Below are 25,266 nucleotides of genomic sequence, written 5' to 3' on the forward strand. Positions count from 1 at the left end.
TTTCCTGGCTGTGTTTAACGGTCACGGCTGCAATATAGGAAGGTATGGCTGCCCAAAAAAGAAGCGCTCCAGCGGATTTTCAGCAGGGCGGCTTTGCAAAATTCTTACGAAGGGCCGCAGCGATTATTTGCCCGGCGCGAGAAAATCGACCAGCCGCCAGCTATTTTTACCGTTTGCGGCGCTGTCATCATGGTCGAGAACCGCAAGGCCCGATGTCGGAAAGCCCGAGGGCAGGGCGGCATGCAGCAAATCCTCGCCGATCATCGCTTCCAGCGTCGCCTCCATGGTGGGGTTGTGGCCCACCAGCATCACCGATTGCGCCTGCGCCTGCGCGGCGATGAGGGAAAGATAGGTTTCGCTGCGCGCATTATACATCTCATCGACGTAGAAGATGTCTATGCCCTCGTTGAAGGCACGCTGCCAAGCCTGCGTGGTCTGCCGGCAGCGCGCGGCCGTGGATGACAGAAGCAGATCGGGGCGGTAATGCCGGTCGGCGGCAAGGTCGGCGATGACCTCCGCCTCGGCAAAACCGGCTTCGTTCAATCCCCGGTCGAAATCCCGTTCTCCCGGCGCCGCCCAGGCGGCCTTGGCGTGGCGCAGAAGATAAACTCGGCTCGGGGAAGATGCTGTCAAGGGCGGGGACCGGCGTTCGAATGTCAGGGCACGGGTTGAATGCTACAGGATAGGGTTGCAGGACCGCAAGTCCTCTTTCCTGTTGGTAAGTCGCGTTGAAGTGATTGAAGAAGAGTTCGCTTCAATACGAATAAAGGATAAAAATTAGTCATTTAGATGATTTTTGTGTCAGTTTTAAAAATGCCTGAAAACTGATCTGCAGACTTGAATCGGCCACTATCATTGGAGTATACACCGCCGCATTGAGATGTTCTTCGAGGAGAATCGCGTTGAGTGAGAAGATCGATCTTAGCAAATATGTGCTCTCGGAAGACGATGAGTTCATGAATGCCAGCCAGCGGGCTTACTTCCGCGCGAAGCTGGTCGCCTGGAAAAATGACATCCTGAGAGAAGCGCGCGAGACCCTCGGACATCTCGCCGAAGAAAGCGCCAACCACCCCGATCTCGCCGATCGGGCTTCCTCCGAAACGGACCGGGCGATCGAACTTCGCGCCCGCGACCGTCAGCGCAAGCTGATTTCAAAGATCGATGCAGCTCTTCAGCGGATCGAAGACGGCACTTACGGTTACTGTGAGGAAACGGGTGAGCCTATCGGCCTCAAGCGTCTGGACGCCCGCCCGATTGCAACGCTTTCCATCGAGGCGCAGGAGCGTCACGAGCGTCGCGAAAAAGTCTATCGCGACGAATAAGGCGCTGCGGCCGAGAGGTCGGCAAATCGCATGACAAATAATAAGGGCACGGAAATCGCTTCCGTGCCCTTTTTCTATTTCAAAGTTCAGGTCGGGAGACCCGCGCCCGTCAGCGGTCGCGGGTTACGGAAAGCTCTCCGAAGATACGCGCCATTTCCTTCTGCATGTCTCCATCCGGTGAAGCGCCGGTGACAGGCGGGGAAGCTGGTTGCGGCTTGATCTGCTTTTCCGCGACAGGAGCGATGGACGGCTCATTATCCGCCTCCTTGCTCTTGGCGATCTCAGCCTCAAGGAAGCTTTCGAAATCGCTGGCGAGTTCATCGGAAAATTTCGGCTCGGCGTCGTTGGAAGCCACTGCCGGATTTTCAGGCTTGGGCGGGAAAGGTGCGGGCGGCGTTGTCTGTCCCGGCTTCAGGTCGGGAAGGACGCGCTCCCGTGCAGCGTCGAGAAAATCGGCGGCGATGGATTGATCGATCACCGGCTCGCGCGCGGCAAAGACCGGCGGGGCGAACTCCGCAGTCCGTTCTTCCGCCTTTGCCTCGACGGGCGCCTGTGCAGGGATTGGCGGTGCGACCGGTGCCGGAGCCGGCACGACGGGCTCGGCACGCCTGGGTTCCGTTCGGGCCGCAGCCACGTCGAGCGATGCAGCCGCCATCGGCAAGACGGCAGCGACCGGAGCCGTTGCAACCGGTATTGGCGGCGGCGTGGCGCGCGCTGTCTCCCGCTCGGGTGCCGCCTGTCTTGCCGGCGGCGCGGTTTCGCGCGCCGTTAAAGGCGTGGGTACGGGTTGCGGCGGGGTTGATGGGCGTGGCGGAACCTGTGCGGCGGCGGCCGCAACGGGTGCTGGACGCGGCGACGGCACAGATGCCGGCGGCTCCGGCCGCTGTGCTTGCTTCACGGGTTCTTCAGGCGCGGAAACGGGAGCCGCAGCCGCAACGGGCTGCTGTTGCGGCAGGGCGGGGCGACGTTCCTGCTGGATCGCCGGCTCGGCTCTCTTCTGCTCGCTTTCCTGGTGCGGCAGCGCCTTCAATTCCGGCTCCTGCACGTCCCTGACAATGGGGATCGCGCCTATACCGCTTTCGATGACGATATCCGTCGGACCGCCGATCATGACGAGATGCTCGACATTGTCACGGCGCACCAGCACCAGACGGCGGCGTGCGTCCACGGCCGTCGCATCGAGAACCTGCAATCGCGGCTGCCGGTTGCGCCCGCCCCGGATGAAAGGGGCAGAACCGCTGCGCCTGCGCAGAAGCCACAGCGCAATCGCCAGAACAAGCAGGGCCACACCCACACCGACGACGGCGACGATGAGACGGTTTCCATAAGCGCCGATAAAATCTTCCATCATGGAGATCATCCCTTCAGATTTTTTGGCTTTTTCGTTTCTTGGGCAATTAATATTGCCGTGGTTCTTATAAAGTGAACGTCAAGCAGGAAAAGACGATTTTTTTGAGCGCGATACAAGGTTTATTCATTTCGCCCCACAGGATTGCCGCCTCAACCGTAACGACGCCACCAAAGCGCCATATCTCGTCCTTCAATGCTGAAAGACAGTGAAAGTTGCAATTCTTTTGCCGAAGGAGCGTTCCCGAATGCCCCAGTCATTGCGCATTAACGGCTCCCTCGCACGGCATTTGATGCGTGTTGTTTTGCTGTTGCCACCGTTTTTCGCGTTTCCGTATTCGATGGCCTGGGCCGAAGACAAGGTGCCGGATAACGCAGCGACCATGGCTGAATTCGTGCGCGACAATCCTTCCTGTGTCGACTTCACCGACGGATGCTCGGTTTGCACCGTCGCTGACGGCAAGATCGTCTGTTCCGCGCCGCGCATTCAATGTCAGGTGAAGGAGCTGACCTGTACAAGGCAGTAGTCTTTTAAGGCTTTTATACACCTTTCAGGCCGTTTTCGCTGTGCGTTTTTAAGCCTTTGTGTCCTGGCGGAGCTTTTTGCCGGTCAAGCGAGTTGCTACAAGAAATTTTACTGCCCGATTCCGTCAGGGAAATGGGGCTGACCGAATGACGACCTGCACGACTGCGAGGCCAAGATGACACGGGTGCGCGAGACAAGCGACAACGACCTTCCGCTGGTGGACAGGCGCGCCCGTTCCGGCACGGTCTTGCGCATTCTGCTTCTGGCGCTGGTTTTGATCGCTGCCGCTGCCGCCTTCGTCTATTTCAAGGATTCGCTCGAAAACGAAATCGTGCTCGGCATTCTCGGCGTGCTGGCCATGATGGGCATCTTCTTTCTGGTCTCGTCGATCATCGGTTTCATCGAGGTCATGCCGCAGTCGCAATCCGACGGGCTTGCCCGCCGATTCCTCTCGGCTCATCCCGAAGGCACGCTGATCACCGACGCCAAGGGGCATATGGTCTATGCCAACGCCACCTATTGCCGGATGAGCGGCACCACCAAGGCGAGCGATATCCAGAGTCTCGAAACGCTCCTGTCGCGCAGCCGGGAATCGACTGAAGCGCTTTACCGGCTCATCAACGTGCTGCGCGAAGGCCGCGACGGCTACGAAGAGTTCCGGTTGCTGAAGCCGCTGGGTGAGGATTCCAACGCGGGCCCGCACTGGTACAGGCTGAAGGGCCGGGTGCTGAAGGATGCGGGCGGCGAGGGGCTGCACGTCTTCCAGATCGCCGATATCACGCCGGAGCGCGAGGACCAGGAGCGCTTCTTCCGCGAATTGCAGAATGCCATCGATTACCTCGATCACGCCCCGGCCGGTTTCTTTTCCGCCGGGCGCAACGGCGAGATCGTTTATCTGAACGCCACCCTGTCGGAATGGCTCGGCATCGATCTGGCGCAGTTTTCGCCCGGTTCGATGACCGTTTCCGATATCGTCGCCGGCGAGGGCATGGCGCTGATCGAATCGGTACACCCGCAGGGCACGGCGAAGCGCACTGAAATCCTCGATCTCGACATGCGCCGGGTGAACGGCCAGAGCATGCCGGCCCGCCTCGTGCATCAGGTCACCTCGAAAGATGGCGCGCCCGGCGAGAGCCGCACCATCGTCCTGATGCGCCCAAAGGGGCAGGAGGATACGGAATCCTCCTCCGCCATGCGTTTCACCCGCTTTTTCAACAACACGCCGATGGCGATTGCCTCGCTCGACGGCGAAGGCCGCATCCTGCGGATCAACGCGCCCTTCCTGAAATTGTTCTCCGGCGTTGTCGGTCGTGACGATATTGATCGCGGCGTCGCGCTTGAGACGGTTATTCACGACAATGAGAAGCCGCGGCTCGAACAGGCGCTGGCCGAGGCCAAAGACCGTCAGGGTGACATTGCACCCTTCGACTCCCGCCACCCGAGCGACGAGGGCAGGCATTTCCGTTTCTACGTCAATGCCGTCATCGATCAGGACGACGAAGCGCCGGAAGAGGTGGCTATCGTCTACGCCATAGAGGTGACTGAGCAGAAGGCGCTCGAGACACAGATGGCGCAGACACAGAAGATGAATGCCGTTGGCACGCTCGCAGGCGGCATCGCCCACGATTTCAACAACGTGTTGACCGCCATCCTGCTGTCGTCCGACCATCTTCTGCTACAGGCGCGGCCTGCCGATCCGAGCTTCGCCGATCTCATGGAGATCAAGCGCAACGCCAACCGCGCGGCCGTGCTGGTGCGCCAGCTTCTGGCGTTCTCGCGCAAGCAGACCATGCGTCCGGCCATCCTCAACCTGACGGATGTGATCGGCGATCTGCGCATGCTGGTGGACAGGCTGATTTCTGGCACCAATGTCAAGCTGGAGGTCGATTACGGCCGTGATCTGTGGCCGGTGAAGACGGATCTGTCGCAATTCGAGCAGGTGCTCATCAATCTCTGCGTCAATGCACGCGACGCCATGCCCGACGGCGGCAAGATCACCATCAGGACGCGCAACGTCGACGCGAAGGAAATCGCAGCGCTTGGCCGTCCGGAATTCCCGGCCGAGGACATGGTGATGGTGGAAGTTGCCGATAACGGCACGGGCATTCCGCCGGAGATCATGGACAAGATTTTCGAGCCCTTCTTCACCACCAAGGAAGTCGGCAAGGGCACCGGCCTTGGCCTGTCGATGGTCTATGGCATCGTCAAGCAGTCGGGCGGTTATATCTATCCCGAATCGGAAGTGGGCAAGGGCACCGCCTTCCGCATTTATCTGCCGCGCCATGTGGTTGAGGCCGTTCAGAGCAACGGGCAGCCCGGAGAGGCGGCGCTTGCTCCGGTCATCGCAGCCGAGCCGGTGAAGGAAGAGCCGCTTGACCTGACCGGTAAATCCGCCGTCGTGCTTCTGGTGGAGGACGAGGAAGCGGTGCGGCGCGGCGGCAAGCGCATGCTGGAAACCCGAGGCTACACCGTGCACGAGGCCGGCTCCGGCACCGAAGCCCTTGAGGTGATGGAGGAACTGGAAGGCAAGGTCGACATCGTCGTTTCCGACGTCGTGATGCCGGAAATGGACGGTCCGTCGCTGCTGAGAGAACTGCGCAAATCCTATCCGGACCTGAAATTCATCTTCGTGTCCGGTTATGCCGAGGATGCCTTCGCAAAGAACCTGCCGGCGGACGCCAAGTTCGGCTTCCTGCCGAAACCCTTCTCGCTCAAGCAGCTCGCCATCGCCGTTCGCGAAATGCTTGACGACAAGGAATAAGGCCGGAGGCGGCGAACCGGATTCGGCTGCGCCGCGACCTGTCGCATCCATTTGCATCCGGCCTGAAAAATACGCCGCTACTGCGGTTCCGTGTCTTCCTGCGCCCTGGCTGCTCCCATATCCGCACTTTTCCCGAGGTTTGCCTCTTGGCAAACGCAATAGTGATTGCACCGTTTCGCAAGGGGCTTAAAATCGCGTCTTAACGACCTAGATATGAAGAGGCGAAGTTCTCCCTCCTGGCAAAGAACTGTCGGTTTGAGAACGGTTTGGAGAATGATGAAAGATGATCGCTAGGCCGATCTACATGCAGGGCGAGGGCGAAGGGGAAGACGGCGGCGGCACCAACCGCGGAACGTCTGTTATCACCCGCGTCAAGCCAAAAACAAAAAGACCGAATTTGTACCGTGTTCTTTTACTGAATGACGACTACACTCCCATGGAATTCGTCATCCACATTCTGGAGCGTTTTTTCCAGAAGGATCGCGAAGCGGCAACCCGCATCATGCTGCACGTGCACCAGCACGGCGTGGGCGAATGCGGGGTGTTTACATATGAGGTCGCAGAGACGAAAGTAAGCCAGGTCATGGATTTCGCCCGACAGCACCAGCATCCGCTGCAATGCGTCATGGAAAAGAAATGAGGATCGCAACGTGCCAACTTTTTCCCCAAGTCTCGAGAAGGCGCTGCACCAGGCACTGACCTTTGCAAATGAGCGTCACCACGAATATGCGACGCTGGAACATCTCCTTCTGGCGCTGATCGACGACGCGGATGCCGCCGCCGTGATGGGCGCCTGCAATGTCGATCTCGATGCGCTTCGCAAGACTGTCAGCGATTACGTCGACAATGAACTGACGAACCTCGTCACGGGTTATGACGAGGATTCCAAACCCACATCCGGCTTCCAGCGGGTCATCCAGCGGGCCGTCATCCATGTTCAATCGTCCGGCCGCGAGGAAGTGACCGGCGCGAACGTGCTTGTGGCCATTTTCGCCGAGCGCGAAAGCCATGCCGCCTATTTCCTGCAGGAACAGGAGATGACCCGTTACGACGCGGTCAACTACATCTCCCACGGTATCGGTAAGCGCCCCGGCACGTCGCAGACGCGCACGCCGCGCGGTGCCGATGAACCGGAAAGCGAAAACAAGGCGAGCCGCAGCAATCCTGAGGAAGACGGATCGTCCGCCAAGAAGCAGCAGGATGCGCTGAAGGCCTATTGCATCAACCTCAATGAAAAGGCGAAAAACGGCAAGATCGATCCGCTGATCGGCCGCCACGACGAGGTCAACCGCACGATCCAGATCCTCTGCCGCCGCTCCAAGAACAACCCGCTTTATGTGGGCGATCCGGGCGTGGGCAAGACGGCGATTGCCGAAGGTCTCGCCAAGCGCATCGTCGAAGGCAAGGTGCCGGAAGCGCTCGCCAATGACACCATCTTTTCGCTCGACATGGGCACGCTGCTGGCCGGGACCCGCTATCGCGGCGATTTCGAAGAGCGGCTGAAGCAGGTCGTCAAGGAGCTTGAGGAATATCCGGGCGCGGTTCTGTTCATCGATGAAATCCATACCGTCATCGGTGCGGGCGCGACCTCCGGTGGCGCGATGGATGCATCGAACCTGCTGAAGCCGGCCCTGTCGTCGGGCGCGATCCGCTGCATCGGTTCCACCACGTACAAGGAATATCGGCAGTTCTTCGAAAAGGACCGTGCACTCGTGCGCCGTTTCCAGAAGATCGACGTCAACGAGCCTTCCATCGATGACGCCATTGCGATCATGAAGGGGCTGAAGCCTTACTTCGAGGATTATCATCACCTCAGATATTCCAACGAGGCGATCAAGGCTGCCGTCGAACTGTCTGCCCGCTACATTTCCGACCGTAAGCTGCCGGACAAGGCGATCGATGTGATCGACGAGACCGGTGCGGCGCAGATGCTGCTGCCGGCCTCCAAGCGCCGCAAGCTGATCACCGAGCGGGAAATCGAGGCAACCATCGCGACGATGGCGCGCATTCCCCCGAAGACAGTCTCCAAGGATGACGAGATGGTTCTCGCCAATCTCGAAAAGGAACTGCGTTCCGTCGTTTACGGTCAGGATATCGCCATCGAGGCGCTCGCCACGGCCATCAAGCTGGCACGCGCCGGCCTGCGTGAACCGAACAAGCCGATCGGCTCCTATGTCTTCTCTGGCCCGACCGGTGTGGGCAAGACGGAAGTGGCCAAGCAGCTTGCCGCCTCGCTCGGTGTCGAGATGCTGCGCTTCGACATGTCGGAATATATGGAACGGCATACCGTGTCGCGTCTGCTCGGCGCACCTCCCGGTTATGTCGGCTTCGATCAGGGCGGCCTGTTGACCGACGGTGTCGACCAGCACCCGCATTCCGTGGTGCTGCTGGACGAAATCGAAAAGGCGCATCCCGACATCTACAACATTCTGTTGCAGGTGATGGACCATGGCTCGCTGACCGACCATAACGGCAAGAAGATCGACTTCCGCAACGTCATCCTCATCATGACGACCAATGCGGGCGCATCTGAAATGGCGAAATCCGCCATCGGTTTCGGTTCTTCGCGGCGCACGGGCGAGGACGAAGAGGCGATCAACCGCCTGTTCACGCCGGAATTCCGCAACCGTCTGGATGCGATCATTCCGTTCTCGCCGCTGCCGACTGCCGTTATCCACAAGGTCGTGCAGAAGTTCGTCATGCAGCTGGAAACCCAGCTGTCTGAGCGCAACGTCACCTTCGATCTGCATGAAGATGCGATCTCCTGGCTGGCGGAGAAGGGTTACGACGAAAAGATGGGCGCTCGTCCGCTGTCGCGCGTGATCCAGGAAAACATCAAGAAGCCGCTCGCCAACGAAATCCTCTTCGGCAAGCTCAAGAAGGGCGGTGTCGTCAGCGTCACCGTCGGCAAGAAGGATGACGGCTCCGAAGGTCTCATACTCGAGGTCCTGCCGGAGACGGCACCCGTGAAGCCGCAGCCGGAGGCCGAACTGAAGGCGGCCAAATCGCCCGGCAAGGCAAAGGCCAAGACGAAACCTGCTTCCAAGGCGGCGAAGGCCAATGAAGAGGCGGATGTCCTTGTTGCCGAGGCCGACAAGTCGGACGAGGACAGCAAGCCGCGGCGCAAGACCAATGCGGTGCCGAAAGTGCCGAAGAAGAAATGATCAAGGTCTTCGACCGATAAACCGATGCCGGGCGAAAGCCCGGCATTTTCATGTATGAAGCGCGCCGCGTTTTCCCTGATACCTCCGGCGCGTTTCATTTTTTGTTTTATGCATGACGTTCCCCCGAAGCTGCGGCACAGTTTCGGGTGACATGCACAAGTGGGTCAGCAATGCAGACTGCCGACAGCGATACCATCCCCCTGAGCGGCTGGTTTTTCAGGGGAATGCGGGGCATATTTTCGCTGCCCTCGCTCATTCTGATGACATCTTTCGTCGGTTTCAGCGCCTTCGCGCTGGAATCCGGTGTCGCGCGCGGTGAAGCCGTGTTCATGACGCTGATGATCTGGGCCCTGCCGGCCAAGATGATCCTGATCGGCTCCATGGTCGGCGGAGCTAATCTTGCCGCCTGCTTTCTGGCGGTGACGCTGTCGTCGGTCCGGATGATGCCGATGGTCGCCTCCATCGTTCCGGAAATGCGCGGCGCGAAGACCCCGACATGGATTTTGCTGTTTCTCTCGCATTTCGTCGCAATCACCGCCTGGGTCTTTGCCACACAGAATCTTTCCAGGGTGCCGCGTGAAGCCCGCGCCGCCTGGTTCGCCGGTTTCGGCATGACGCTCACCGTGGTCAACGCCATCATCGTCGGCCTGTGTTACGGCGTTGTCGCCGCCTTTCCGCCGCTTGTCGCCGGTGTGCTGTTTTTTCTCACGCCGGTCTATTTCGTGGCATCGATCTGGGCTTCGGCCCGTCATTCCGTCGTCAAGGTCGCCTTCGTCATCGGCGTCATCGCCGGGCCTGCCTTCGCGGTCATCGCACCGGAATTCGATATTCTTTATGCCGGGATAGGCGGGGGCACGGCGGCCTATCTGATCGACCGCCTCGTGTTCCGTCGCCGGATAAAACCCGTTTCACCGGAGAGCGAACCATGATGACCGAACATTGGTGGGCGCCCTATCTCTTCATCGCGATTGCCGGCTGGCTGGCGACCGATCTCTGGCGCTGGCTCGGCGTTCTCGCCGGTAACCGCCTGAAGGAGGATTCCGAAGCGCTGCACTGGGTAAGGGCAGTCGCCACCGCACTCGTCATGGCCGTCACCGCCAAGCTGATCGTCTTTCCAACCGGAACGCTGGAAGCATCCCCCCTGTGGCTGCGCATCGGCGCTGCCGCGCTCGGTTTCATCGCTTTTCTGATGGCAGGTCAGCGGGTCATCGTCGGCGTGGCGGTGCCGATCCTGCTTCTGGCGGGTGGGTTATTCGCGTTCGGTTTCTGAGACTGGTATATTCGACCTCAGAGACCGCTCTCTTGGGCTTCCGCAACAAGCCAATCCGCAAGAAGTCTAGCCGGTGCGGTCATCTCTTCGGCTTCCGTCAGCCAGTAATATTTCTCCGTATCGGCCGCCCGGTCGAAGAGCACGGTCAGTCGACCTTCGGCAATCTCGTCGTGAAGAAGCGCCGTCGGGCAGAGGCCGATGCCTTGACCGGCTTTGAGAGCGGTCACGAGCAGATTGAAATCCGCGAAAACCGGACCGGCGTTATCGGGCAGGGATATTCCCCCGGCTGCGAACCAGTTCTGCCAGGCCGCCTCGGTGTCGTCATGCAGCAATTCCGCTCGTAACAGGCTGTCAACATTGTCGAAAGGACCGAATTTAGCGGCATAGCCCGGCGCGCATGTCGGCCGCGTCTCCGCGCTGAAAAGCGCAACCGCATTTTCCCCGGAGGCGATGCCATGTCCTATGGTGAGATCTGCCGGTATTGCGTGATGCGCGCCGGAATAGCTGATGGATACCTGTATATCGGGGTAAAGCGCCCGAAAGCTGGGCAGGCGGGGCGTCAGAAAATGCGCCACGACAGAGGGCAGGCTGGCAAGGCGAACGGTCATGCGGTCATGGCCCTGACGGATCCGGACGGCACCTGAGGCAATCTGCCGTAGGGCGGCCGAAACCGTCGTGCCGAATTCCTTTCCGGACCGGGTAAGCCTCACACCCCTCGCATGCCGCTCGAACAGGGCAACGCCAAGCCAGGCCTCCAGATTGCGCACATGCTGGCTGACGGCAGTTGCCGTCATGCCGAGTTCCTGCGCAGCCAGAGAAAAACTCGTTCTTCTGGCTGCGGCTTCGAATGCGCGGAGGGTGGTGAGCGGCGGCAATTTCATGGTGTCTCAAGGGTAAGTAAGACTTGGCCTGAGCGCAAGAAAAACCCGTCTTGTCAGGCGAGCAAGCATGGCGCAATTTCGCTTCCAGATTTTGATTGCCCGAGGATTTCATGACCGCCATGCCCGCCGCCGAACCCGTCGACGCCGCTGAACGCCGCGCCATCCGTCCTGTTGTCGTTTATCCGAACGGGACGCTTGAAATGCCAGACCTCGCGCGTCTGGAAGAAGCCAAACGAAGCATGGAAAAGATCGATGAGGTCATCGTGCCACCGCGTGACGGCCGCACCTTTCATGTGCCGAAGGGGCATTTCTTTCGCATCGTAAGCGTTGAAGGTCCGCAGGTCGGAGACCTGAACCTCTGGAACGCCCATGATCTGACCGAGCGGTTTTTCAGCGGCAAGACCCGCGCCCTGCACGCCACCCATGTTTCGGTCGGCAACCGGTTGTGGAGCAACCTGCCGTCCCTGCGACCGATGGCGACGATCACGCATGATACGCTATCATGGTATGGCTTCGACGAAGACGGCGGCAGTGTGCATGATGTGATCGGCACACGCTGCGATCCCTATACCAACAAGCTCCTGAGCGGCGACGACTACCACCATTGCTGCCATTCCAATCTGACCAATGCGCTGGCCTCCGCCAAGGGCCTGTCATTCCGGCAGGCGGAGCCGCATGTGCATGACGTCCTCAACGTCTTCATGTGCACGGGTTTCACCCGCGACACACACCAATATTTCATGAAGGCGAGCCCGGTGCGGCCGGGTGATTATCTGGAGCTTTTTGCGGAGATCGATCTTGTCGGCGCGCTTTCCGCCTGCCCGGGCGGTGACTGCAGCGCCACGCATTCGAGCGATACGGCAGCCTGCTATCCGCTGAAGGTGGAAATATTCCGGCCGGATATGGTGGCGCTTGAAGGCTGGCCGTGGCCGGAAAAGAATGCCTATCGGCCTGTGGAGTGAAAAAACACCATTTTCGTTATGCCGGACTGGATCCGGCATCCAGCCACGGCCTGTCTGCGCCGTAAGAAGACTCTCTCGCGATCAAAGACTTGATCGCACTGGACCCCGGACCAAGTCCGGGGTGACGGCGTGGGGATGTGCTACGCTTTGCAGGACACGCGCCTGCTGGGCAACCATCACGAAGCAAGCACGGCCTTTATCTTCTCCGCGTGGGCCTTCAATATCTCGCCGTCGGCCATCACGCCGGAATGCGGCTTCAGCGGCTCACCTTCCTTGCGCGGAATGACGTGGAAATGCAGATGGAAAACGGTCTGGCCAGCCGCCGGTTCGTTGAACTGCGCGATGAAGACGCCATCGGCATCGAAGGCTTCCTTGGCCGCCACGGCCAGTTTCTGCACGACGGGAATGGTCCTCGCCAGCACTTCCGGGTCGGCATCGAGCAGGTTGCGGGAGCCGGTCTTGGGAACCACGAGCAGATGGCCGGGGGCCTGCGGCATCACATCCATGAAAGCAAGCGTATGCTCGTCTTCGTAAAGCTTGTGGCTCGGAATTTCGCCGCGCAGGATTTTTGCGAAGATATTGTTGTCGTCATAGGCGCTGGCCGTCATCGTGATCTCTCCTCATGGCGGACTATACGTCCGGTTCCTGTCTCTCGCCCTTGCGGAAGGGCGTGTGTTCATCAAGATAATCGCCGATATGCTCGACTTCCTCGCGCTCGCGCTGAAGATAATCGGCAATGGCGCGGCGCAGGCCCGGATGGACGATGAAATGCGCCGAATGGGTGGTGACGGGCATGTAGCCACGCGCCAGCTTGTGTTCGCCCTGCGCACCCGCTTCCACCCGTTTTAATCCCCTGGAGAGGGCGAAATCGATCGCCTGATGATAACAGACTTCGAAATGCAGAAAGGGGTGATCCTCGATGCAGCCCCAGTGGCGGCCATAAAGCGCATCCGAGCCGATGAAATTGATCGCGCCGGCAATATAGCGCCCCTCGCGTTTCGCCATCACCAGCAGCACATCATCGGCCATACGCTCGCCGATCAGCGAATAAAATTCCCGCGTCAGATAGGGCCGGCCCCATTTGCGGCCGCCGGTATCCATGTAGAAAGCGAAGAACTGGTCCCAGATATCCTCGGTCAGGTCGCTCCCGGTCAGCCAGTCGATCTCAATGCCGTTTTCCAGCGCCGCACGGCGCTCTTTCTTCAGTCCCTTGCGCTTGCGCGAGGAAAGGGCGTCGAGAAAATCACCGTGGTCGCGATAACCGTCATTGATGAAGTGGAACTGCTGGTCGGTCCTGTGCAGGAAATCGCGGGGCAGAAGGGCGGAGAGATCGTTCTCTTCCAGAAATGTGACATGTGCCGAGGAGACGCCGATCTTTTCCGTCACCTGCGCGAGACCGGAGGCCAGGAGCGCTTTGAAACGTGTCTCGTCCTCGTTTTCGCAGACGAGCAACCGTGGTCCGGTTGCCGGCGTGAAAGGGATCGAGCATTGCAGTTTCGGATAATAATGACCGCCAGCCCGTTCGAAAGCATCCGCCCAGCCGTGGTCAAAGACGTACTCGCCCTTGCTGTGGTTCTTCAGATAGGCCGGCACCGCGCCGACGAGAGCACCGGAGGCGTTTTCGAGAAGCAGATGGTGCCCGAGCCAGCCGGTTTTGGCTGTCGCCGACCCCGATTCTTCCATGGATGATAAAAAATCATGGGAGATAAAGGGGTTGTATGTTTTTCCTGACGTATTGCGCGAGGTTCCGGAAAGCCGTTTCCAGCTTTCCGGATCGATATCCCTGAAGGATTGCGCAATGCTGATGGAATAGTCTTCTGTCATGCCGTGGCGGACGGGTTCTCTCTTGGGTCGAAACCTTCGAATGTCATCTGGTCCGCATATTTATAGGTAGTCTCGCGCGCATTTTCATCCCTGACCGTCCAGGTAATCACCGGAAGGCCAAGTTTTCTTTGCGCCTCGATGAAGCTGTTGGGCAGATGACCCCAATGATAGGAGATAAAATCGAGCCCCATCTGCATCGCTTCGTCATGTTTGAAGAAGTCTTCCGGCTTGTCGCCTTCGGCCGTCAGACCCAGCGGCCAGGGCGAGCCGGCCGCCTTCAGATCTTTCAGCAGATGGTGGTCGAAGCTCATCAGCGCCACGTGGCCCTTATAGCCTTCGAGGTCTTCCAGCACCGCCTCGGCAAAACCGTCGTCGACGCCTTCACCGGCGCGGCCTTTCAGCTCGATGACCAGCGGCACCTTGCCGGCGCAGAGCGTGAGAAGCTGCTTGAGAGTAGGGACCCGGTCCCCGGTTTGGCCGACGGCAAGAAGCGACAGCTCGGCCGATGTGCGTTCGCGCACATCGCCCTTGATGCCGGTCAGGCGGGCCATGTCGTCGTCGTGAAAAATCACCGGCACACTGTCGGCGGCCAGCTGCACGTCGCATTCGATGGCGAAACCGGCTTCGATGGCGCGGGAAAAGGCGGAAAGCGTGTTTTCCCAGACCGCCTTATTGAGATCATGATAACCGCGATGGGCGACGGGCTGAGCCGTCAGCCAGGAGAGTTTCAGCGTCATACGTCGATTTCCACGATGGCGTCGATTTCGACGGCGGCATTGAAGGGCAGGCAGGCCATGCCGACGGCGGCGCGGGCATGTTTGCCCGGCTCACCGAGTACATTGGCAATGAGATTGGAAGCACCGTTGATGACGAGGTGCTGTTCGACGAACTCCGGAACCGACGCAACAAAGCCATTCAGCTTGATGACACGGCGGATTTTCGAGAGATCGCCATTCAAAGCGGCCTTGACCTGTGCGAGAATGTTGACGGCGCAAAGTTCGGCCGCGCGCTGGGCGCCTGGCACGTCGACATCGCGACCAACGAGGCCCGTCACCGCAATCTTGCCCGATTCCATCGGCAGTTGACCCGATACATAAAGCAGATTGCCGCTGATGGTGAATGGAACGTAGTTTGCGGCTGGTGCTGCGGCTACGGGGAGCGTAAAGCCAAGTTCCTTGAGGCGGCCTTCGATGACGTCCGACATTTTCGTCTCCGGTTTTGTTGTAAATCCTTCAAGAATCCGGCATTCAGAAGATGTTGATCCAAAAGCCGGGCGGTTGCTTGTACAATATGAGCGGTGAGTCCAACAGGAGATATTGCATGTTTGTCAGGACGCTTGGTTTCGTTGCCGCAACAGGGCTTATGACCGGCCTGTCAAACGCTGCCAATGCCTTGCCCGTCACGGTTCCCGATCTCGTCGCCCACCGCGCCGTCTACGATCTCGAACTCAAGGATGCGTCCGATCGATCCGGCATCGAGGGCATGACGGGCCGCATGGTCTATGAGTTCACCGGCTCGGCCTGTCAGGGCTACAAGACGGATTTCCGTTTCGTGACGCAGATCAACACCGGCGACGCGGTTCGCATGACCGACCAGCAGACCACGACCTTCGAGGATCTCACGGCCAAGAAATTCACCTTCGAAACCAAGTCCTACACCGACGACAAGCTGGACAAGGAAGTGCAGGGCGCTGCGACCGACGGCACCGATGGCGTGAAGGTCGATCTGACCCGCCCGGATGCCCGCCAGGTCAGCCTTGTCGCCAGCGAATTCCCGACGCAGCATATGTTTCAGGTCATTGAACATGCGAAACAGGGAAAGCGCATCTTCGAATCCCGGATATTCGACGGTTCTGATGACGGCGATGAAAGCCTGATCACCTCCACCCTCGTCGGCAAGTCGCAGATGCCGAAGGATGGCGATGCCGACGCCGGCAAGGCGGGCGAATTCGCCAAGGCGGCATTCTGGCCGGTAACCATCGCCTATTACAACGACAAGACCGGCACGGACGCGTTGCCGATCTACCGCATGTCGTTCAAGCTTTACGAAAACGGAATCACCCGCGATCTGACGATGGATTACGGCGATTTCGTTCTGACGGGAAAGCTTACGAAGCTTGATATTCTCAAGCCCGAAACCTGCGAAAACAAGCCTGTCCGCTGAAAGGCGGCGGTTTCTGCGGTTTTTTCGCATAAATGCTTGCATTTTCACGCGGGCGACTGTATGCGGCTCACCATTCCACACGCGAAGCTTGGGATGTTCCGGGAGAAATCCGGTCCGTTCCGCCCGGTGGTATCGATGAAAATCGGTGCTGTTCGCTTCGCGGGGGTTAAACCGGAAAAGGAGTAACAAGGCATGGCATTGCCCGATTTTTCTATGCGCCAGCTTCTGGAAGCTGGTGTTCACTTCGGCCACCAGACGCACCGCTGGAACCCGAAGATGAAGCCGTACATCTTCGGCGACCGTAACAACATCCACATCATCGACCTGGCCCAGACCGTTCCGATGCTGTCGCGCGCCCTTCAGGTCGTGTCCGACACCGTCGCTCGCGGCGGCCGCGTTCTGTTCGTCGGCACCAAGCGCCAGGCGTCCGAAATCATCGCCGACAGCGCAAAGCGTTCGGCCCAGTACTACGTCAACTCCCGCTGGCTCGGCGGCATGATGACCAACTGGAAGACCATCTCCAACTCGATCCAGCGCCTGCGCAAGGTCGACGAGATCCTGAACTCGGAAGCTTCCGGCTACTCCAAGAAGGAACGCCTGAACCTTGAGCGCGAACGCGAAAAGCTTGAAAAGGCTCTCGGCGGTATCCGCGATATGGGCGGCGTTCCGGACCTGATGTTCATCATCGACACCAACAAGGAAAAGATCGCGATCGAAGAAGCCAAGCGTCTTGGCATTCCGGTCGTTGCGATCATCGACAGCAACTGCGACCCGGACCACATCGACTACCCGATCCCGGGTAACGACGATGCTTCGCGCGCCATCTCGCTTTACTGCGACCTGATCGCCCGCGCTGCCATCGACGGTATTGCCCGTCAGCAGGGCGCTTCCGGCCGCGACATCGGCGCTTCGGAAGAAGCTCCGATCGAGCCCGCTCTCGAAGACGAGGCTGGCGCCTGATATAGGCCCTGTCTGGCGGCGATCTCGGTCGCCGTCTCCTCGACCAGGATATGACAAGGCCGTCAAAGACCTTCAATGGGTTGACGGCCTTGTTCGTTTCAAGCGCTCCGCCACGTTTTTATGAAATCGCTGGCGTCCGATGCGGTTGAAACGGAAGGCAGTCTTCATAACGCTGTCATACTTCAGCGGCACCCATCATCTCGATGCATGGAGACGCCGCAGCACTTGGGAATGCGCATGCCCCTTTCCTGAAATCCTCTCCGGTTTCAAAGGGTGTGCGGCCGGGTACAGTCATCACCCAGAACTTCGGCACGGCAAATTCCGCCGGCTGACCGATCGAACCGATAAGAGGCAAACAATGACCGAAATCACAGCCGCAATGGTGAAGGAACTGCGCGAAAAGTCTGGCGCAGGCATGATGGACTGCAAGAAGGCTCTTGCTGAGACCAATGGCGACATGGAAGCGGCGATCGACTGGCTGCGCGCCAAGGGCATCGCAAAGGCCGACAAGAAGTCCGGCCGCACGGCTGCCGAAGGTCTGGTCGGCGTTGCCACCATGGGTCACAAGGCTGTCGTCGTTGAGCTGAACTCCGAAACCGACTTCGTTGCCCGTAACGATGCGTTCCAGGACCTCATCCGCGGTATCGCCCAGGTTGCCCTCACCACCAACGGCACCGTTGACGCTGTTTCCGCTGCCACTTATCCGGCAACCGGCAAGTCCGTTGCCGACAGCATCAAGGACGCGATTGCCACCATCGGCGAAAACATGACGCTCCGCCGCTCGGCAGCGCTCGAAGTTCCGCACGGCGTTGTTGCGACCTACATCCACAACGCTGCCGGCGACGGCATCGGCAAGCTCGGCGTTCTCGTTGCCCTGAAGTCGGAAGGCGACAAGGCCGTTCTGAACTCCATCGGCCGTCAGGTTGCCATGCACATCGCTGCGACCAACCCGCTCGCCATCCGCGCTGAAGAAGTCGACGCCGCCGTTGCCGAGCGCGAGCGCAACGTCTTCATCGAACAGGCCCGCGAATCCGGCAAGCCGGAAGCCATCATCGAAAAGATGGTCGATGGCCGTATGCGCAAGTTCTTCGAAGAAGTCGCCCTTCTGTCGCAGGCTTTCGTCATCAACCCGGACCTGACCGTCGGCGCTGCCGTCAAGGAAGCCGAAAAGGAAGCCGGCGCTTCCATCGAAGTGACGGGCATGGTTCGCCTGCTGCTCGGCGATGGCGTCGAGAAGGAAGAAAGCGATTTCGCAGCCGAAGTCGCAGCCGTCGCCAAGGGCTGATTATATTTACCCAATCTTGGGAAAACGGGAGGGCATCGCGTGACAACGCGGTGCCCTTCGTGTATCCGCGTTTCGGTTACATTTCCGAGGAGTCATGATGTCTTCCAAGCCGATCTACAAACGCGTTCTTCTCAAGGCTTCCGGCGAAGCCCTCATGGGCGATCAGGGTTTCGGTATCGATGTGGCGGTGGCTGACCGCATCGCTTCCGATATCGCCGAGGCAAGGGCGATGGGCGTCGAAGTCGGCGTTGTCGTCGGCGGCGGCAATATTTTCCGTGGCGTTGCCGTGGCCTCCAAGGGCGGCGACCGTGTTACCGGCGACCATATGGGCATGCTGGCGACCGTCATCAACGCGCTGGCGCTCGCAACCTCGCTGCGCAAGCTCAGCATCGACACCGTCGTTCTCTCCGCAATCGCCATGCCTGAAATCTGTGAGAGCTTCTCGCAGCGTGCAGCGCTCCATCATCTCGCGCAGGGGCGTGTGGTGATTTTCGCTGGCGGCACGGGCAACCCATTCTTCACCACTGATTCTGCCGCAGCATTGCGCGCTGCGGAAATGGGCGCCGAAGCGATCTTCAAGGGCACGCAGGTGGATGGCATCTATTCCGCCGACCCGAAGAAGGACCCGACGGCGACCCGTTTCGACGAGCTGACCCATAGCGAGGTGCTCGGCAAGGGCCTGGCGGTCATGGATATCGCAGCTGTCGCACTTGCCCGCGAAAACCACATCCCGATCATTGTTTTCTCGATCCATGAAAAGGGCGGTTTCGCGCAGATATTGACCGGCGGCGGCCGCAAGACCATCGTGCACGACAAATAATCAAAACGATGCCGCCTCAAGAGGCGATTACGGCCGGCTTGGCCGACAAGATGGAGTATCAAGATGAGTGGTGTTGACCTCAACGATATCAAGCGCCGTATGGACGGCGCCATCAATGCATTCAAGAGCGATATCGCATCGCTTCGCACCGGCCGCGCTTCGGCCAATATTCTCGATCCGGTGACCATTGAGGCCTACGGCTCGCGCGTGCCGCTCAATCAGGTCGCAAACATCACCGTTCCGGAGCCGCGCATGCTCGGCGTCAACATCTGGGACAAGTCGATGGTCAACGCCGTCGACCGTGCGATCCGCGAATCCAATCTCGGCCTCAACCCCATCGTCGACGGCCAGAACCTGCGTATCCCGCTGCCTGAACTCAACGAGGAGCGCCGCAAATCGCTCGTCAAGGTCGCCCATGATTATGCCGAAAAGTCCAAGGTGGCGATTCGCCATGTGCGTCGCGATGGCATGGATGGTCTGAAAAAAGCCGAAAAGGACGGTGACATCGGTCAGGACGAAAGCCGTGGACAGTCGGAAAAGGTTCAGAAAATGACCGATGACACGATTTCGGAAATTGACCGCTTGCTTGCCGAGAAGGAAAAGGAAATCATGCAGGTCTGATATCGTTCGCGATAGACCTGTATTTTATTCGTTTTAATTCCGCGCTGCCCTGTTACTGGATCGATATGCCGACGACGACACGTTCCTCCATACCCGAGCACGTCGCCATCATCATGGATGGCAATGGACGCTGGGCAAAGCAGCGCGGTCTTCCGCGCGTGATGGGGCATCGCCGCGGTGTGGAGGCCGTGCGCGAGACCGTGCGCGCGGCCGGCGATTGCGGAATACGCTATCTCACGCTCTTTGCCTTCTCGTCGGAAAACTGGCGCAGACCCGAATCCGAGGTGAGCGATCTGATGGGGCTTTTGAAAGCCTTCATCCGGCGTGATCTTGCGGAACTGCACCGCGAAAATGTCCGCGTGCGGATCATCGGCGACCGGCAGGGGCTGAAGCACGACATACGTTCTCTCCTCGAAGAGGCGGAGCAGATGACGGCGGACAATACCAAGCTGACGCTGGTGATCGCCTTCAACTACGGAAGCCGCGACGAGATCGCGCGTGCGACAGCGGCGATTGCGCGCGATGTCGCCGAAGGTCGGCTTAATGCCGAATCCATTACGCCGGAGATGATTTCGGCCAGACTCGACACGTCGGGGATGCCAGATCCGGATCTCATCATCCGCACCAGCGGCGAAGAGCGCCTGTCGAACTTCCTGCTCTGGCAGGCCGCTTATTCCGAGTTCCTGTTCGTTCCCGAATATTGGCCGGACTTCGACCGCCAGCGATTCTTCTCCGCAATCGAGCAATATGCAACGCGTGACCGCCGCTTCGGTGCACTCACCGAGCAGGTTGCCGTGGCAGGCGCCTGATGAGCCGTGAACTCAGACTGCGGATCGTGTCCGCAATCGTCATGGCGGCGGTCATTCTGGCCGCGACCTGGTATGGCGGCATTCTGTTCCGCATCGTCGCGGGCCTTCTGGCGATCCTCATCTATTATGAATGGTCGACGATTACCCGGCTGTCGGAGACCAATTCGACCGGCAATGCCTGGGGCTGGTTCGCGGTCGCCGTCATCGCCGGCAATACGATTTTCGGCGAATCCTCGCTCGATCTGCCGCTCTTATCCGGCTTTACGCTGACGGCGGCGCTGTTTCCAATTTTGCGCGGCAGGAACTGGTGGCTGGTAGGCGGCATTTTTTATGCGGGCCTGAGCGGCATATCGCTGGCGGCCATCCGTGGTGACGAGCTGACCGGCTTCGTGTCCATCCTGTTTATCTTCGCCGTCGTCTGGTCGACGGATATTCTCGCCTATTTCGTGGGACGCGCCATTGGCGGGCCGAAGCTTGCGCCTTCGATCTCGCCCGGCAAGACCTGGTCCGGCGCGATCGGCGGGGCGGTAGCGGCCGTGATCGGCGGCGGTGCGGTGTCCATGGCCTATCACGGCAGGATCAGCGTGCTGGTGCTGGGGCTCGCCCTTATCCTCTCGGTGTTCAGCCAGATCGGCGATCTCTTCGAATCCTTCGTGAAGCGGCGCTTCCAGGTCAAGGATTCCAGTCATCTCATTCCGGGCCATGGCGGCTTCATGGACCGTGTCGACGGTCTTGTTTTCGCCTGCTTTACGGTATTCCTCATTGCTTTCGTGCATGCGGCGGCAACCGGCGACGTGCCCGGATCGGGCGGCGGTCTGTTGCCGGGTTTCTGAGCGGCGCGAAAGGTCACGACACAAAGGGCAGATTGTCATGAACACAGTAATGGCGGCGACCGGCTTTCTGACCGGCTATATCGTGCCCTTCATCCTGGTGCTGTCACTGCTCGTTTTTGTCCATGAAATGGGCCATTATCTGGTCGGTCGCTGGTGCGGCATCCGCTCCACCGCATTCTCCATCGGCTTCGGCCCGGAGCTGATCGGTTTCACCGACAAACGCGGCACGCGATGGAAGATTTCCGCGATCCCGCTCGGCGGTTACGTCAAGTTCTTCGGCGATGAGGATGCGGCGAGCAAGCCGGATAGTTCCGGCCTGTCGCATATGTCGTTGGAGGAGAGGGCGCAGACGCTTTCCGGCGCAAAGCTGTGGAAAAGAGCGGCCACGGTTGCCGCGGGCCCGATCGCCAATTTCATTCTCGCCATTCTCATCTTCGCGGTGCTCTTCGGTATCTATGGCCGGATGATCGCCGATCCGGTCGTAGCGGAAGTCCGTGAAAACAGCGCGGCTGCCGCCGCGGGCGTGCAGCCCGGCGACCGGCTCATCGCGATCGATGGCGAAAAAGTGATGACCTTCGAGGATGTCCGCCGTTACGTCGGCATCCGGCCGGGCACGCCGATCACGGTGACGGTCGAAAGGGCGGGCGAGGAGCTGAAGCTGCCGATGGTCCCGACCCGCACCGAAACCACAGACCAGTTCGGCAACAAGCTGGAAATGGGCATTATCGGCATCGTCACCGACCAGACCAGCGGCAATTTCCGCCATATCGAATATTCGCCGTCCGAGGCGCTGGTCGAAGGCGTGCGCGAAACAGGTCACGTCATCACCGGCACATTCAACTATATCGGCAATCTCGTGACGGGGCGCATGAATGCCGATCAGCTTGGCGGTCCGGTGCGTGTGGCGCAGGCCTCCGGCCAGATGGCGACGCTCGGCATTTCTGCCGTTATCCAGCTTGCCGCCGTTCTTTCCGTCTCCATCGGTCTTTTGAACCTGATGCCTGTGCCGGTTCTGGACGGCGGGCATCTGGTGTTCTACGCCATCGAGGCCATTCGCGGCAGGCCGCTCGGCGCGGGCGCGCAGGAAGTCGCGTTCCGTATCGGGATGATGATGATTTTGGGTCTTATGGTTTTTGCAACATGGAATGATATCAGCAGCTTGATCGGCTGAGGATTGTGTTTTAACGGTTTTGTTAGTTATTTGTTTACCTTGTTTTTATGCCGAAGTGGCGAATGAGCCACTCTGGAGCACGAAGTAAACAGAATTTAACGTTCGCGCTTGCTTGTAGGGGAAAAGCAGGTAAAACGACGCACATGGCCGGAGTCGGGTTCCGCCCGCTGAGGGACAACGTAAAAAGGTAAGAATTGAAATGAAGGCTGGTTCAAGATTTTTGAACGCTGTGTCGGCGGTTGCTCTGTCTGCCGGTGTTGCTTCGGTTGCGGGCCTTGGCGTGCTTGCCTCTGCTGGCGCTGCAAATGCGGCCGTCATCAGCAGGATCGATGTTCGCGGGGCCGACCGGTCCGGTGCGGACTCCGTGCGTTCCAACATCACCATTGCGCCGGGTAAGAACTTTTCCAATTCGGACATCGATGAATCGGTGAAGCGTCTTTACGCCACCGGTTACTTCTCGAATGTTTCCATGCGCGTTTCCGGCAGCACGCTGGTCGTGACCGTCAATGAGAACCAGCTCGTCAACCAGGTGGTCTTCAACGGTAACCGCAAGATCAAGGACGACAAGCTCGCCGGCGTCGTGCAGACCCAGTCCCTCGGCCCGTTCAATCAGGCCATCGTGACGGCGGATATTGCCCGCATCAAGGAAGCCTACGCCGCCATCGGCCGTAGCGATGTTGAAGTCACCACGCAGACCGTTTCCGTCGGTCAGGGCCGTGTGAACATTGCTTTCGTCATCAATGAAGGCGAGCGCACGAAGATCGGCCGTATCGATTTCGTCGGCAACAATGCCTATAGCGATGGTCGTCTGGCCGCCGTCATCAATACCAAGAAGTCCAACATGCTGTCGTTCCTGACGCGTAAGGACGTCTATAACGAGGACAAGCTGCGCGCCGACGAAGAGGCGCTGCGCCAGTTCTACTACAACCGCGGTTATGCCGACTTCCGTGTCGTGTCCTCCGAGGCTGTGCTGGACGAGTCCAAGAACGAATACACCATCTCCATTACGGTCGATGAAGGTCAGCGTTACAACTTCGGCAACGTCGCGGTCGAATCGACCGTTCCGGGCGTCGACGGTTCGGAGCTTCAGGGCCTCGTGGAAACCCACCAGGGCGGAAGCTACAGCGCCAAGGAAGTTCAGCAGAGCATGGAAGCGATTTCCAAGCGCGTGGCCGGCGAAGGTTATCCCTTTGCCCGCGTAACGCCGCGCGGCGACCGCGACATGGCTGGCAACACCATCGGTGTGACCTATATCGTCGACCAGGGTGAGCGCGCCTATGTCGAGCGTATCGAAATCCGCGGAAACACCCGTACGCGTGACTATGTCATCCGTCGCGAGTTCGATATTTCCGAAGGCGATGCGTTCAACCAGACGGTCATCACGGCTGCAAAGCGCCGTCTCGAAGCGCTCGGCTATTTCTCGAAGGTCAATATTTCGACCGCCGGCGGCAGCGCGCCTGACCGCGTCGTCATCGTTGTCGACGTAGAAGATCAGTCGACGGGTTCGTTCGGTATCGGCGCCGGCTATTCGCAGAACGACGGTGTGCTGCTCGAAGCCTCCATCGAAGAAAAGAACTTCCTCGGCCGCGGCCAGTACATCCGTCTCGCCGCCGGTGCGGGTGAAGACGATGCGCGCAGCTATACGCTGTCCTTCACGGAACCCTATTTCCTCGGCTACCGCCTTGCCGCAGGTTTCGACCTGTTCAAGAGCCAGAGCCGCAGCGAAGACTATTATGACTACGACGAGCAGGGCTTCTCGCTGCGCGTGACCGCGCCGATCACCGAGGACCTCTCGACGACGTTCAAATACACCTACAAGCAGATCAATTATGATGGCGAAGGCGACTGGGAAACCGGCAGCAACCTTGCCGAGCCCTACAAAGACTTGATCCGTGGCGGTGACTGGACACAGTCCATCATTTCGAACACGCTGAACTACAATACGCTCGACGACCGCAACATGCCGCGTGAAGGCTGGCAGGCTGCTCTGACGAACGAATTTGCAGGTCTCGGCGGCGATTCCGAATATTACAAGATTTACGCCAAGGCTCGCTTCTTCTACACGCTGTCTGACGAGTACGATGTCATTGGTTCGATCACGGGTCAGGCGGGCCACGTCATGCCGACGGGTGACAACCTGCTGGTATTCGATCAGTTCAAGTTTGGCGGTCGTCAGGTTCGCGGCTTCAAGAACGACGGTATCGGTCCGCGCATCGGTTCCGACTCCATCGGCGGCACGACCTATTTCGCCGCTTCTGCTGAAATCACGGCTCCGATGCCTGGCGTTCCGGAAGATTTCGGCCTGCGTCTCGCTGGTTTCGTGGATGCCGGCACGCTGTATGGCAACAAGGTCGCCAACAGTGCAGGTGTGAAGGACGACAACTCCATCCGTGCATCCGCCGGTATCGGTGTGATGTGGGCGTCGCCCTTCGGTCCGATCCGCGTCGACTACGCCGTGCCGATTGCCAAGGAAGACTACGACGAGGAACAGCGTTTCCGGTTTGGCATGTCCAACACTTTCTGATATCGGCAGTCCAGAACTGCAAC

At 59.4% G+C, this 25,266-nt stretch carries 24 protein-coding genes; 17 read left to right on the forward strand and 7 right to left on the reverse strand.

Annotation, left to right across the window (positions count from 1 at the left end):
* Positions 1 to 123 precede the first annotated feature (123 nt).
* Positions 124 to 600, reverse strand: a complete 477-nt coding sequence (locus tag CFBP4996_RS05160) for a SixA phosphatase family protein (protein ID WP_059753198.1) — start codon at positions 598 to 600, stop codon at positions 124 to 126.
* A gap of 302 nt (positions 601 to 902) precedes the next feature.
* Here CFBP4996_RS05160 and dksA point away from each other — a divergent pair, with 302 nt between their 5' ends.
* Entirely contained in the window at positions 903 to 1,322 is a 420-nt protein-coding gene (gene dksA, locus CFBP4996_RS05165; RefSeq protein ID WP_003496274.1) for an RNA polymerase-binding protein DksA, read from the forward strand.
* A 109-nt stretch (positions 1,323 to 1,431) separates the two neighbouring features.
* Here dksA and CFBP4996_RS05170 read toward each other — a convergent pair whose 3' ends face one another.
* Positions 1,432 to 2,682 carry a flagellar biosynthetic protein FliO gene (locus tag CFBP4996_RS05170; RefSeq protein ID WP_162935881.1) on the reverse strand — a complete coding sequence of 417 codons (1,251 nt, stop codon included), beginning with the start codon at positions 2,680 to 2,682 and terminating at the stop codon, positions 1,432 to 1,434.
* Positions 2,683 to 2,917: 235 nt separating this feature from the next.
* Here CFBP4996_RS05170 and CFBP4996_RS05175 point away from each other — a divergent pair, with 235 nt between their 5' ends.
* The 6 genes from CFBP4996_RS05175 to CFBP4996_RS05200 all read left to right on the forward strand — a co-directional run bounded on the left by CFBP4996_RS05175 (position 2,918) and on the right by CFBP4996_RS05200 (position 10,390).
* Positions 2,918 to 3,196, forward strand: a complete 279-nt coding sequence (locus tag CFBP4996_RS05175) for a hypothetical protein (RefSeq protein WP_080852157.1) — start codon at positions 2,918 to 2,920, stop codon at positions 3,194 to 3,196.
* A gap of 174 nt (positions 3,197 to 3,370) precedes the next feature.
* Positions 3,371 to 5,956: a cell cycle histidine kinase CckA gene (gene cckA / locus CFBP4996_RS05180; RefSeq protein ID WP_080852156.1), complete on the forward strand. Its 2,586-nt coding sequence runs from the start codon at positions 3,371 to 3,373 to the stop codon at positions 5,954 to 5,956.
* 283 nt (positions 5,957 to 6,239) lie between these two features.
* The gene (gene clpS, locus CFBP4996_RS05185; protein ID WP_003521420.1) at positions 6,240 to 6,596 is read left to right on the forward strand and encodes an ATP-dependent Clp protease adapter ClpS; all 357 of its coding nucleotides are present in this window, start codon (positions 6,240 to 6,242) and stop codon (positions 6,594 to 6,596) included.
* Between the two features lie 10 nt (positions 6,597 to 6,606).
* Positions 6,607 to 9,120: an ATP-dependent Clp protease ATP-binding subunit ClpA gene (clpA, locus tag CFBP4996_RS05190; RefSeq protein ID WP_003521419.1), complete on the forward strand. Its 2,514-nt coding sequence runs from the start codon at positions 6,607 to 6,609 to the stop codon at positions 9,118 to 9,120.
* 170 nt (positions 9,121 to 9,290) lie between these two features.
* The gene (locus CFBP4996_RS05195; protein WP_020810567.1) at positions 9,291 to 10,049 is read left to right on the forward strand and encodes an AzlC family ABC transporter permease; all 759 of its coding nucleotides are present in this window, start codon (positions 9,291 to 9,293) and stop codon (positions 10,047 to 10,049) included.
* Positions 10,046 to 10,390, forward strand: coding sequence for an AzlD domain-containing protein (locus CFBP4996_RS05200; RefSeq protein ID WP_162935880.1), 345 nt, complete (start codon positions 10,046 to 10,048; stop codon positions 10,388 to 10,390). Before CFBP4996_RS05195 ends, CFBP4996_RS05200 begins: the two co-directional genes overlap by 4 nt.
* A gap of 17 nt (positions 10,391 to 10,407) precedes the next feature.
* Here CFBP4996_RS05200 and CFBP4996_RS05205 read toward each other — a convergent pair whose 3' ends face one another.
* On the reverse strand, positions 10,408 to 11,271 hold the full coding sequence (locus tag CFBP4996_RS05205; protein WP_080852154.1) for a LysR substrate-binding domain-containing protein: 864 nt from the start codon (positions 11,269 to 11,271) through the stop codon (positions 10,408 to 10,410).
* Positions 11,272 to 11,381: 110 nt separating this feature from the next.
* Here CFBP4996_RS05205 and CFBP4996_RS05210 point away from each other — a divergent pair, with 110 nt between their 5' ends.
* Positions 11,382 to 12,233 (forward strand): urea carboxylase-associated family protein, encoded by an 852-nt coding sequence (locus CFBP4996_RS05210; RefSeq protein ID WP_080852152.1) that lies wholly within the window; start codon positions 11,382 to 11,384, stop codon positions 12,231 to 12,233.
* A 176-nt stretch (positions 12,234 to 12,409) separates the two neighbouring features.
* On the opposite strand, the gene CFBP4996_RS05215 is transcribed toward CFBP4996_RS05210, so the two are convergent.
* The 4 genes from CFBP4996_RS05215 to CFBP4996_RS05230 are packed head-to-tail and all read right to left on the reverse strand — an operon-like array spanning position 12,410 to position 15,261.
* Positions 12,410 to 12,841, reverse strand: coding sequence for an HIT family protein (locus tag CFBP4996_RS05215; protein ID WP_080852150.1), 432 nt, complete (start codon positions 12,839 to 12,841; stop codon positions 12,410 to 12,412).
* A gap of 22 nt (positions 12,842 to 12,863) precedes the next feature.
* Entirely contained in the window at positions 12,864 to 14,057 is a 1,194-nt protein-coding gene (locus CFBP4996_RS05220) for a GNAT family N-acetyltransferase (protein WP_080852149.1), read from the reverse strand.
* Positions 14,054 to 14,794: a glycerophosphodiester phosphodiesterase gene (locus tag CFBP4996_RS05225; protein WP_162935879.1), complete on the reverse strand. Its 741-nt coding sequence runs from the start codon at positions 14,792 to 14,794 to the stop codon at positions 14,054 to 14,056. The genes CFBP4996_RS05220 and CFBP4996_RS05225 overlap by 4 nt, the downstream gene beginning before the upstream one ends.
* Positions 14,791 to 15,261 (reverse strand): RidA family protein, encoded by a 471-nt coding sequence (locus tag CFBP4996_RS05230; protein WP_003521410.1) that lies wholly within the window; start codon positions 15,259 to 15,261, stop codon positions 14,791 to 14,793. Before CFBP4996_RS05230 ends, CFBP4996_RS05225 begins: the two co-directional genes overlap by 4 nt.
* A gap of 116 nt (positions 15,262 to 15,377) precedes the next feature.
* Between CFBP4996_RS05230 and CFBP4996_RS05235 the strand changes: the two genes are divergently transcribed.
* The 9 genes from CFBP4996_RS05235 to bamA all read left to right on the forward strand — a co-directional run bounded on the left by CFBP4996_RS05235 (position 15,378) and on the right by bamA (position 25,243).
* Complete coding sequence (locus tag CFBP4996_RS05235) at positions 15,378 to 16,220, forward strand: cell envelope integrity EipB family protein (RefSeq protein WP_065653928.1); 843 nt, start codon at positions 15,378 to 15,380, stop codon at positions 16,218 to 16,220.
* A 192-nt stretch (positions 16,221 to 16,412) separates the two neighbouring features.
* A complete protein-coding gene (rpsB, locus tag CFBP4996_RS05240) occupies positions 16,413 to 17,180 on the forward strand; it encodes a 30S ribosomal protein S2 (RefSeq protein WP_003496241.1) in 768 nt (255 codons plus the stop codon).
* A 358-nt stretch (positions 17,181 to 17,538) separates the two neighbouring features.
* Positions 17,539 to 18,465, forward strand: a complete 927-nt coding sequence (gene tsf / locus CFBP4996_RS05245) for a translation elongation factor Ts (protein ID WP_003521408.1) — start codon at positions 17,539 to 17,541, stop codon at positions 18,463 to 18,465.
* Positions 18,466 to 18,562: 97 nt separating this feature from the next.
* Positions 18,563 to 19,285: a UMP kinase gene (gene pyrH, locus CFBP4996_RS05250; RefSeq protein WP_003502561.1), complete on the forward strand. Its 723-nt coding sequence runs from the start codon at positions 18,563 to 18,565 to the stop codon at positions 19,283 to 19,285.
* Positions 19,286 to 19,348: 63 nt separating this feature from the next.
* Entirely contained in the window at positions 19,349 to 19,906 is a 558-nt protein-coding gene (frr, locus tag CFBP4996_RS05255; RefSeq protein WP_003521407.1) for a ribosome recycling factor, read from the forward strand.
* A 65-nt stretch (positions 19,907 to 19,971) separates the two neighbouring features.
* Positions 19,972 to 20,715 carry an isoprenyl transferase gene (locus CFBP4996_RS05260; protein ID WP_080852148.1) on the forward strand — a complete coding sequence of 248 codons (744 nt, stop codon included), beginning with the start codon at positions 19,972 to 19,974 and terminating at the stop codon, positions 20,713 to 20,715.
* On the forward strand, positions 20,715 to 21,548 hold the full coding sequence (locus CFBP4996_RS05265; RefSeq protein ID WP_003521405.1) for a phosphatidate cytidylyltransferase: 834 nt from the start codon (positions 20,715 to 20,717) through the stop codon (positions 21,546 to 21,548). Before CFBP4996_RS05260 ends, CFBP4996_RS05265 begins: the two co-directional genes overlap by 1 nt.
* 49 nt (positions 21,549 to 21,597) lie before the next feature.
* Positions 21,598 to 22,719, forward strand: coding sequence for an RIP metalloprotease RseP (gene rseP / locus CFBP4996_RS05270; RefSeq protein ID WP_003521404.1), 1,122 nt, complete (start codon positions 21,598 to 21,600; stop codon positions 22,717 to 22,719).
* A 199-nt stretch (positions 22,720 to 22,918) separates the two neighbouring features.
* A complete protein-coding gene (gene bamA / locus CFBP4996_RS05275) occupies positions 22,919 to 25,243 on the forward strand; it encodes an outer membrane protein assembly factor BamA (protein WP_080852147.1) in 2,325 nt (774 codons plus the stop codon).
* Positions 25,244 to 25,266 lie beyond the last annotated feature (23 nt).

The sequence above is a fragment of the Agrobacterium leguminum genome, from assembly GCF_005144435.2.
Lineage (GTDB): Bacteria > Pseudomonadota > Alphaproteobacteria > Rhizobiales > Rhizobiaceae > Agrobacterium > Agrobacterium leguminum.

Excerpts from the sequence above, each read along its gene's own strand:
- cckA (WP_080852156.1), top strand. The coding sequence starts at position 3,371 with ATGACACGGGTGCGCGAGACAAGCGACAACGACCTTCCGCTGGTGGAC.
- clpS (WP_003521420.1), top strand. The coding sequence starts at position 6,240 with ATGATCGCTAGGCCGATCTACATGCAGGGCGAGGGCGAAGGGGAAGAC.
- CFBP4996_RS05225 (WP_162935879.1), bottom strand. The coding sequence starts at position 14,794 with ATGACGCTGAAACTCTCCTGGCTGACGGCTCAGCCCGTCGCCCATCGC.
- rpsB (WP_003496241.1), top strand. The coding sequence starts at position 16,413 with ATGGCATTGCCCGATTTTTCTATGCGCCAGCTTCTGGAAGCTGGTGTT.
- pyrH (WP_003502561.1), top strand. The coding sequence starts at position 18,563 with ATGTCTTCCAAGCCGATCTACAAACGCGTTCTTCTCAAGGCTTCCGGC.
- CFBP4996_RS05170 (WP_162935881.1), bottom strand. The coding sequence starts at position 2,682 with ATGATCTCCATGATGGAAGATTTTATCGGCGCTTATGGAAACCGTCTC.
- CFBP4996_RS05265 (WP_003521405.1), top strand. The coding sequence starts at position 20,715 with ATGAGCCGTGAACTCAGACTGCGGATCGTGTCCGCAATCGTCATGGCG.
- tsf (WP_003521408.1), top strand. The coding sequence starts at position 17,539 with ATGACCGAAATCACAGCCGCAATGGTGAAGGAACTGCGCGAAAAGTCT.
- CFBP4996_RS05260 (WP_080852148.1), top strand. The coding sequence starts at position 19,972 with ATGCCGACGACGACACGTTCCTCCATACCCGAGCACGTCGCCATCATC.
- CFBP4996_RS05175 (WP_080852157.1), top strand. The coding sequence starts at position 2,918 with ATGCCCCAGTCATTGCGCATTAACGGCTCCCTCGCACGGCATTTGATG.
- CFBP4996_RS05215 (WP_080852150.1), bottom strand. The coding sequence starts at position 12,841 with ATGACGGCCAGCGCCTATGACGACAACAATATCTTCGCAAAAATCCTG.
- CFBP4996_RS05205 (WP_080852154.1), bottom strand. The coding sequence starts at position 11,271 with ATGAAATTGCCGCCGCTCACCACCCTCCGCGCATTCGAAGCCGCAGCC.
- CFBP4996_RS05235 (WP_065653928.1), top strand. The coding sequence starts at position 15,378 with ATGTTTGTCAGGACGCTTGGTTTCGTTGCCGCAACAGGGCTTATGACC.
- bamA (WP_080852147.1), top strand. The coding sequence starts at position 22,919 with ATGAAGGCTGGTTCAAGATTTTTGAACGCTGTGTCGGCGGTTGCTCTG.
- rseP (WP_003521404.1), top strand. The coding sequence starts at position 21,598 with ATGGCGGCGACCGGCTTTCTGACCGGCTATATCGTGCCCTTCATCCTG.
- CFBP4996_RS05200 (WP_162935880.1), top strand. The coding sequence starts at position 10,046 with ATGATGACCGAACATTGGTGGGCGCCCTATCTCTTCATCGCGATTGCC.
- CFBP4996_RS05195 (WP_020810567.1), top strand. The coding sequence starts at position 9,291 with ATGCAGACTGCCGACAGCGATACCATCCCCCTGAGCGGCTGGTTTTTC.
- CFBP4996_RS05210 (WP_080852152.1), top strand. The coding sequence starts at position 11,382 with ATGACCGCCATGCCCGCCGCCGAACCCGTCGACGCCGCTGAACGCCGC.
- frr (WP_003521407.1), top strand. The coding sequence starts at position 19,349 with ATGAGTGGTGTTGACCTCAACGATATCAAGCGCCGTATGGACGGCGCC.
- CFBP4996_RS05230 (WP_003521410.1), bottom strand. The coding sequence starts at position 15,261 with ATGTCGGACGTCATCGAAGGCCGCCTCAAGGAACTTGGCTTTACGCTC.
- CFBP4996_RS05220 (WP_080852149.1), bottom strand. The coding sequence starts at position 14,057 with ATGACAGAAGACTATTCCATCAGCATTGCGCAATCCTTCAGGGATATC.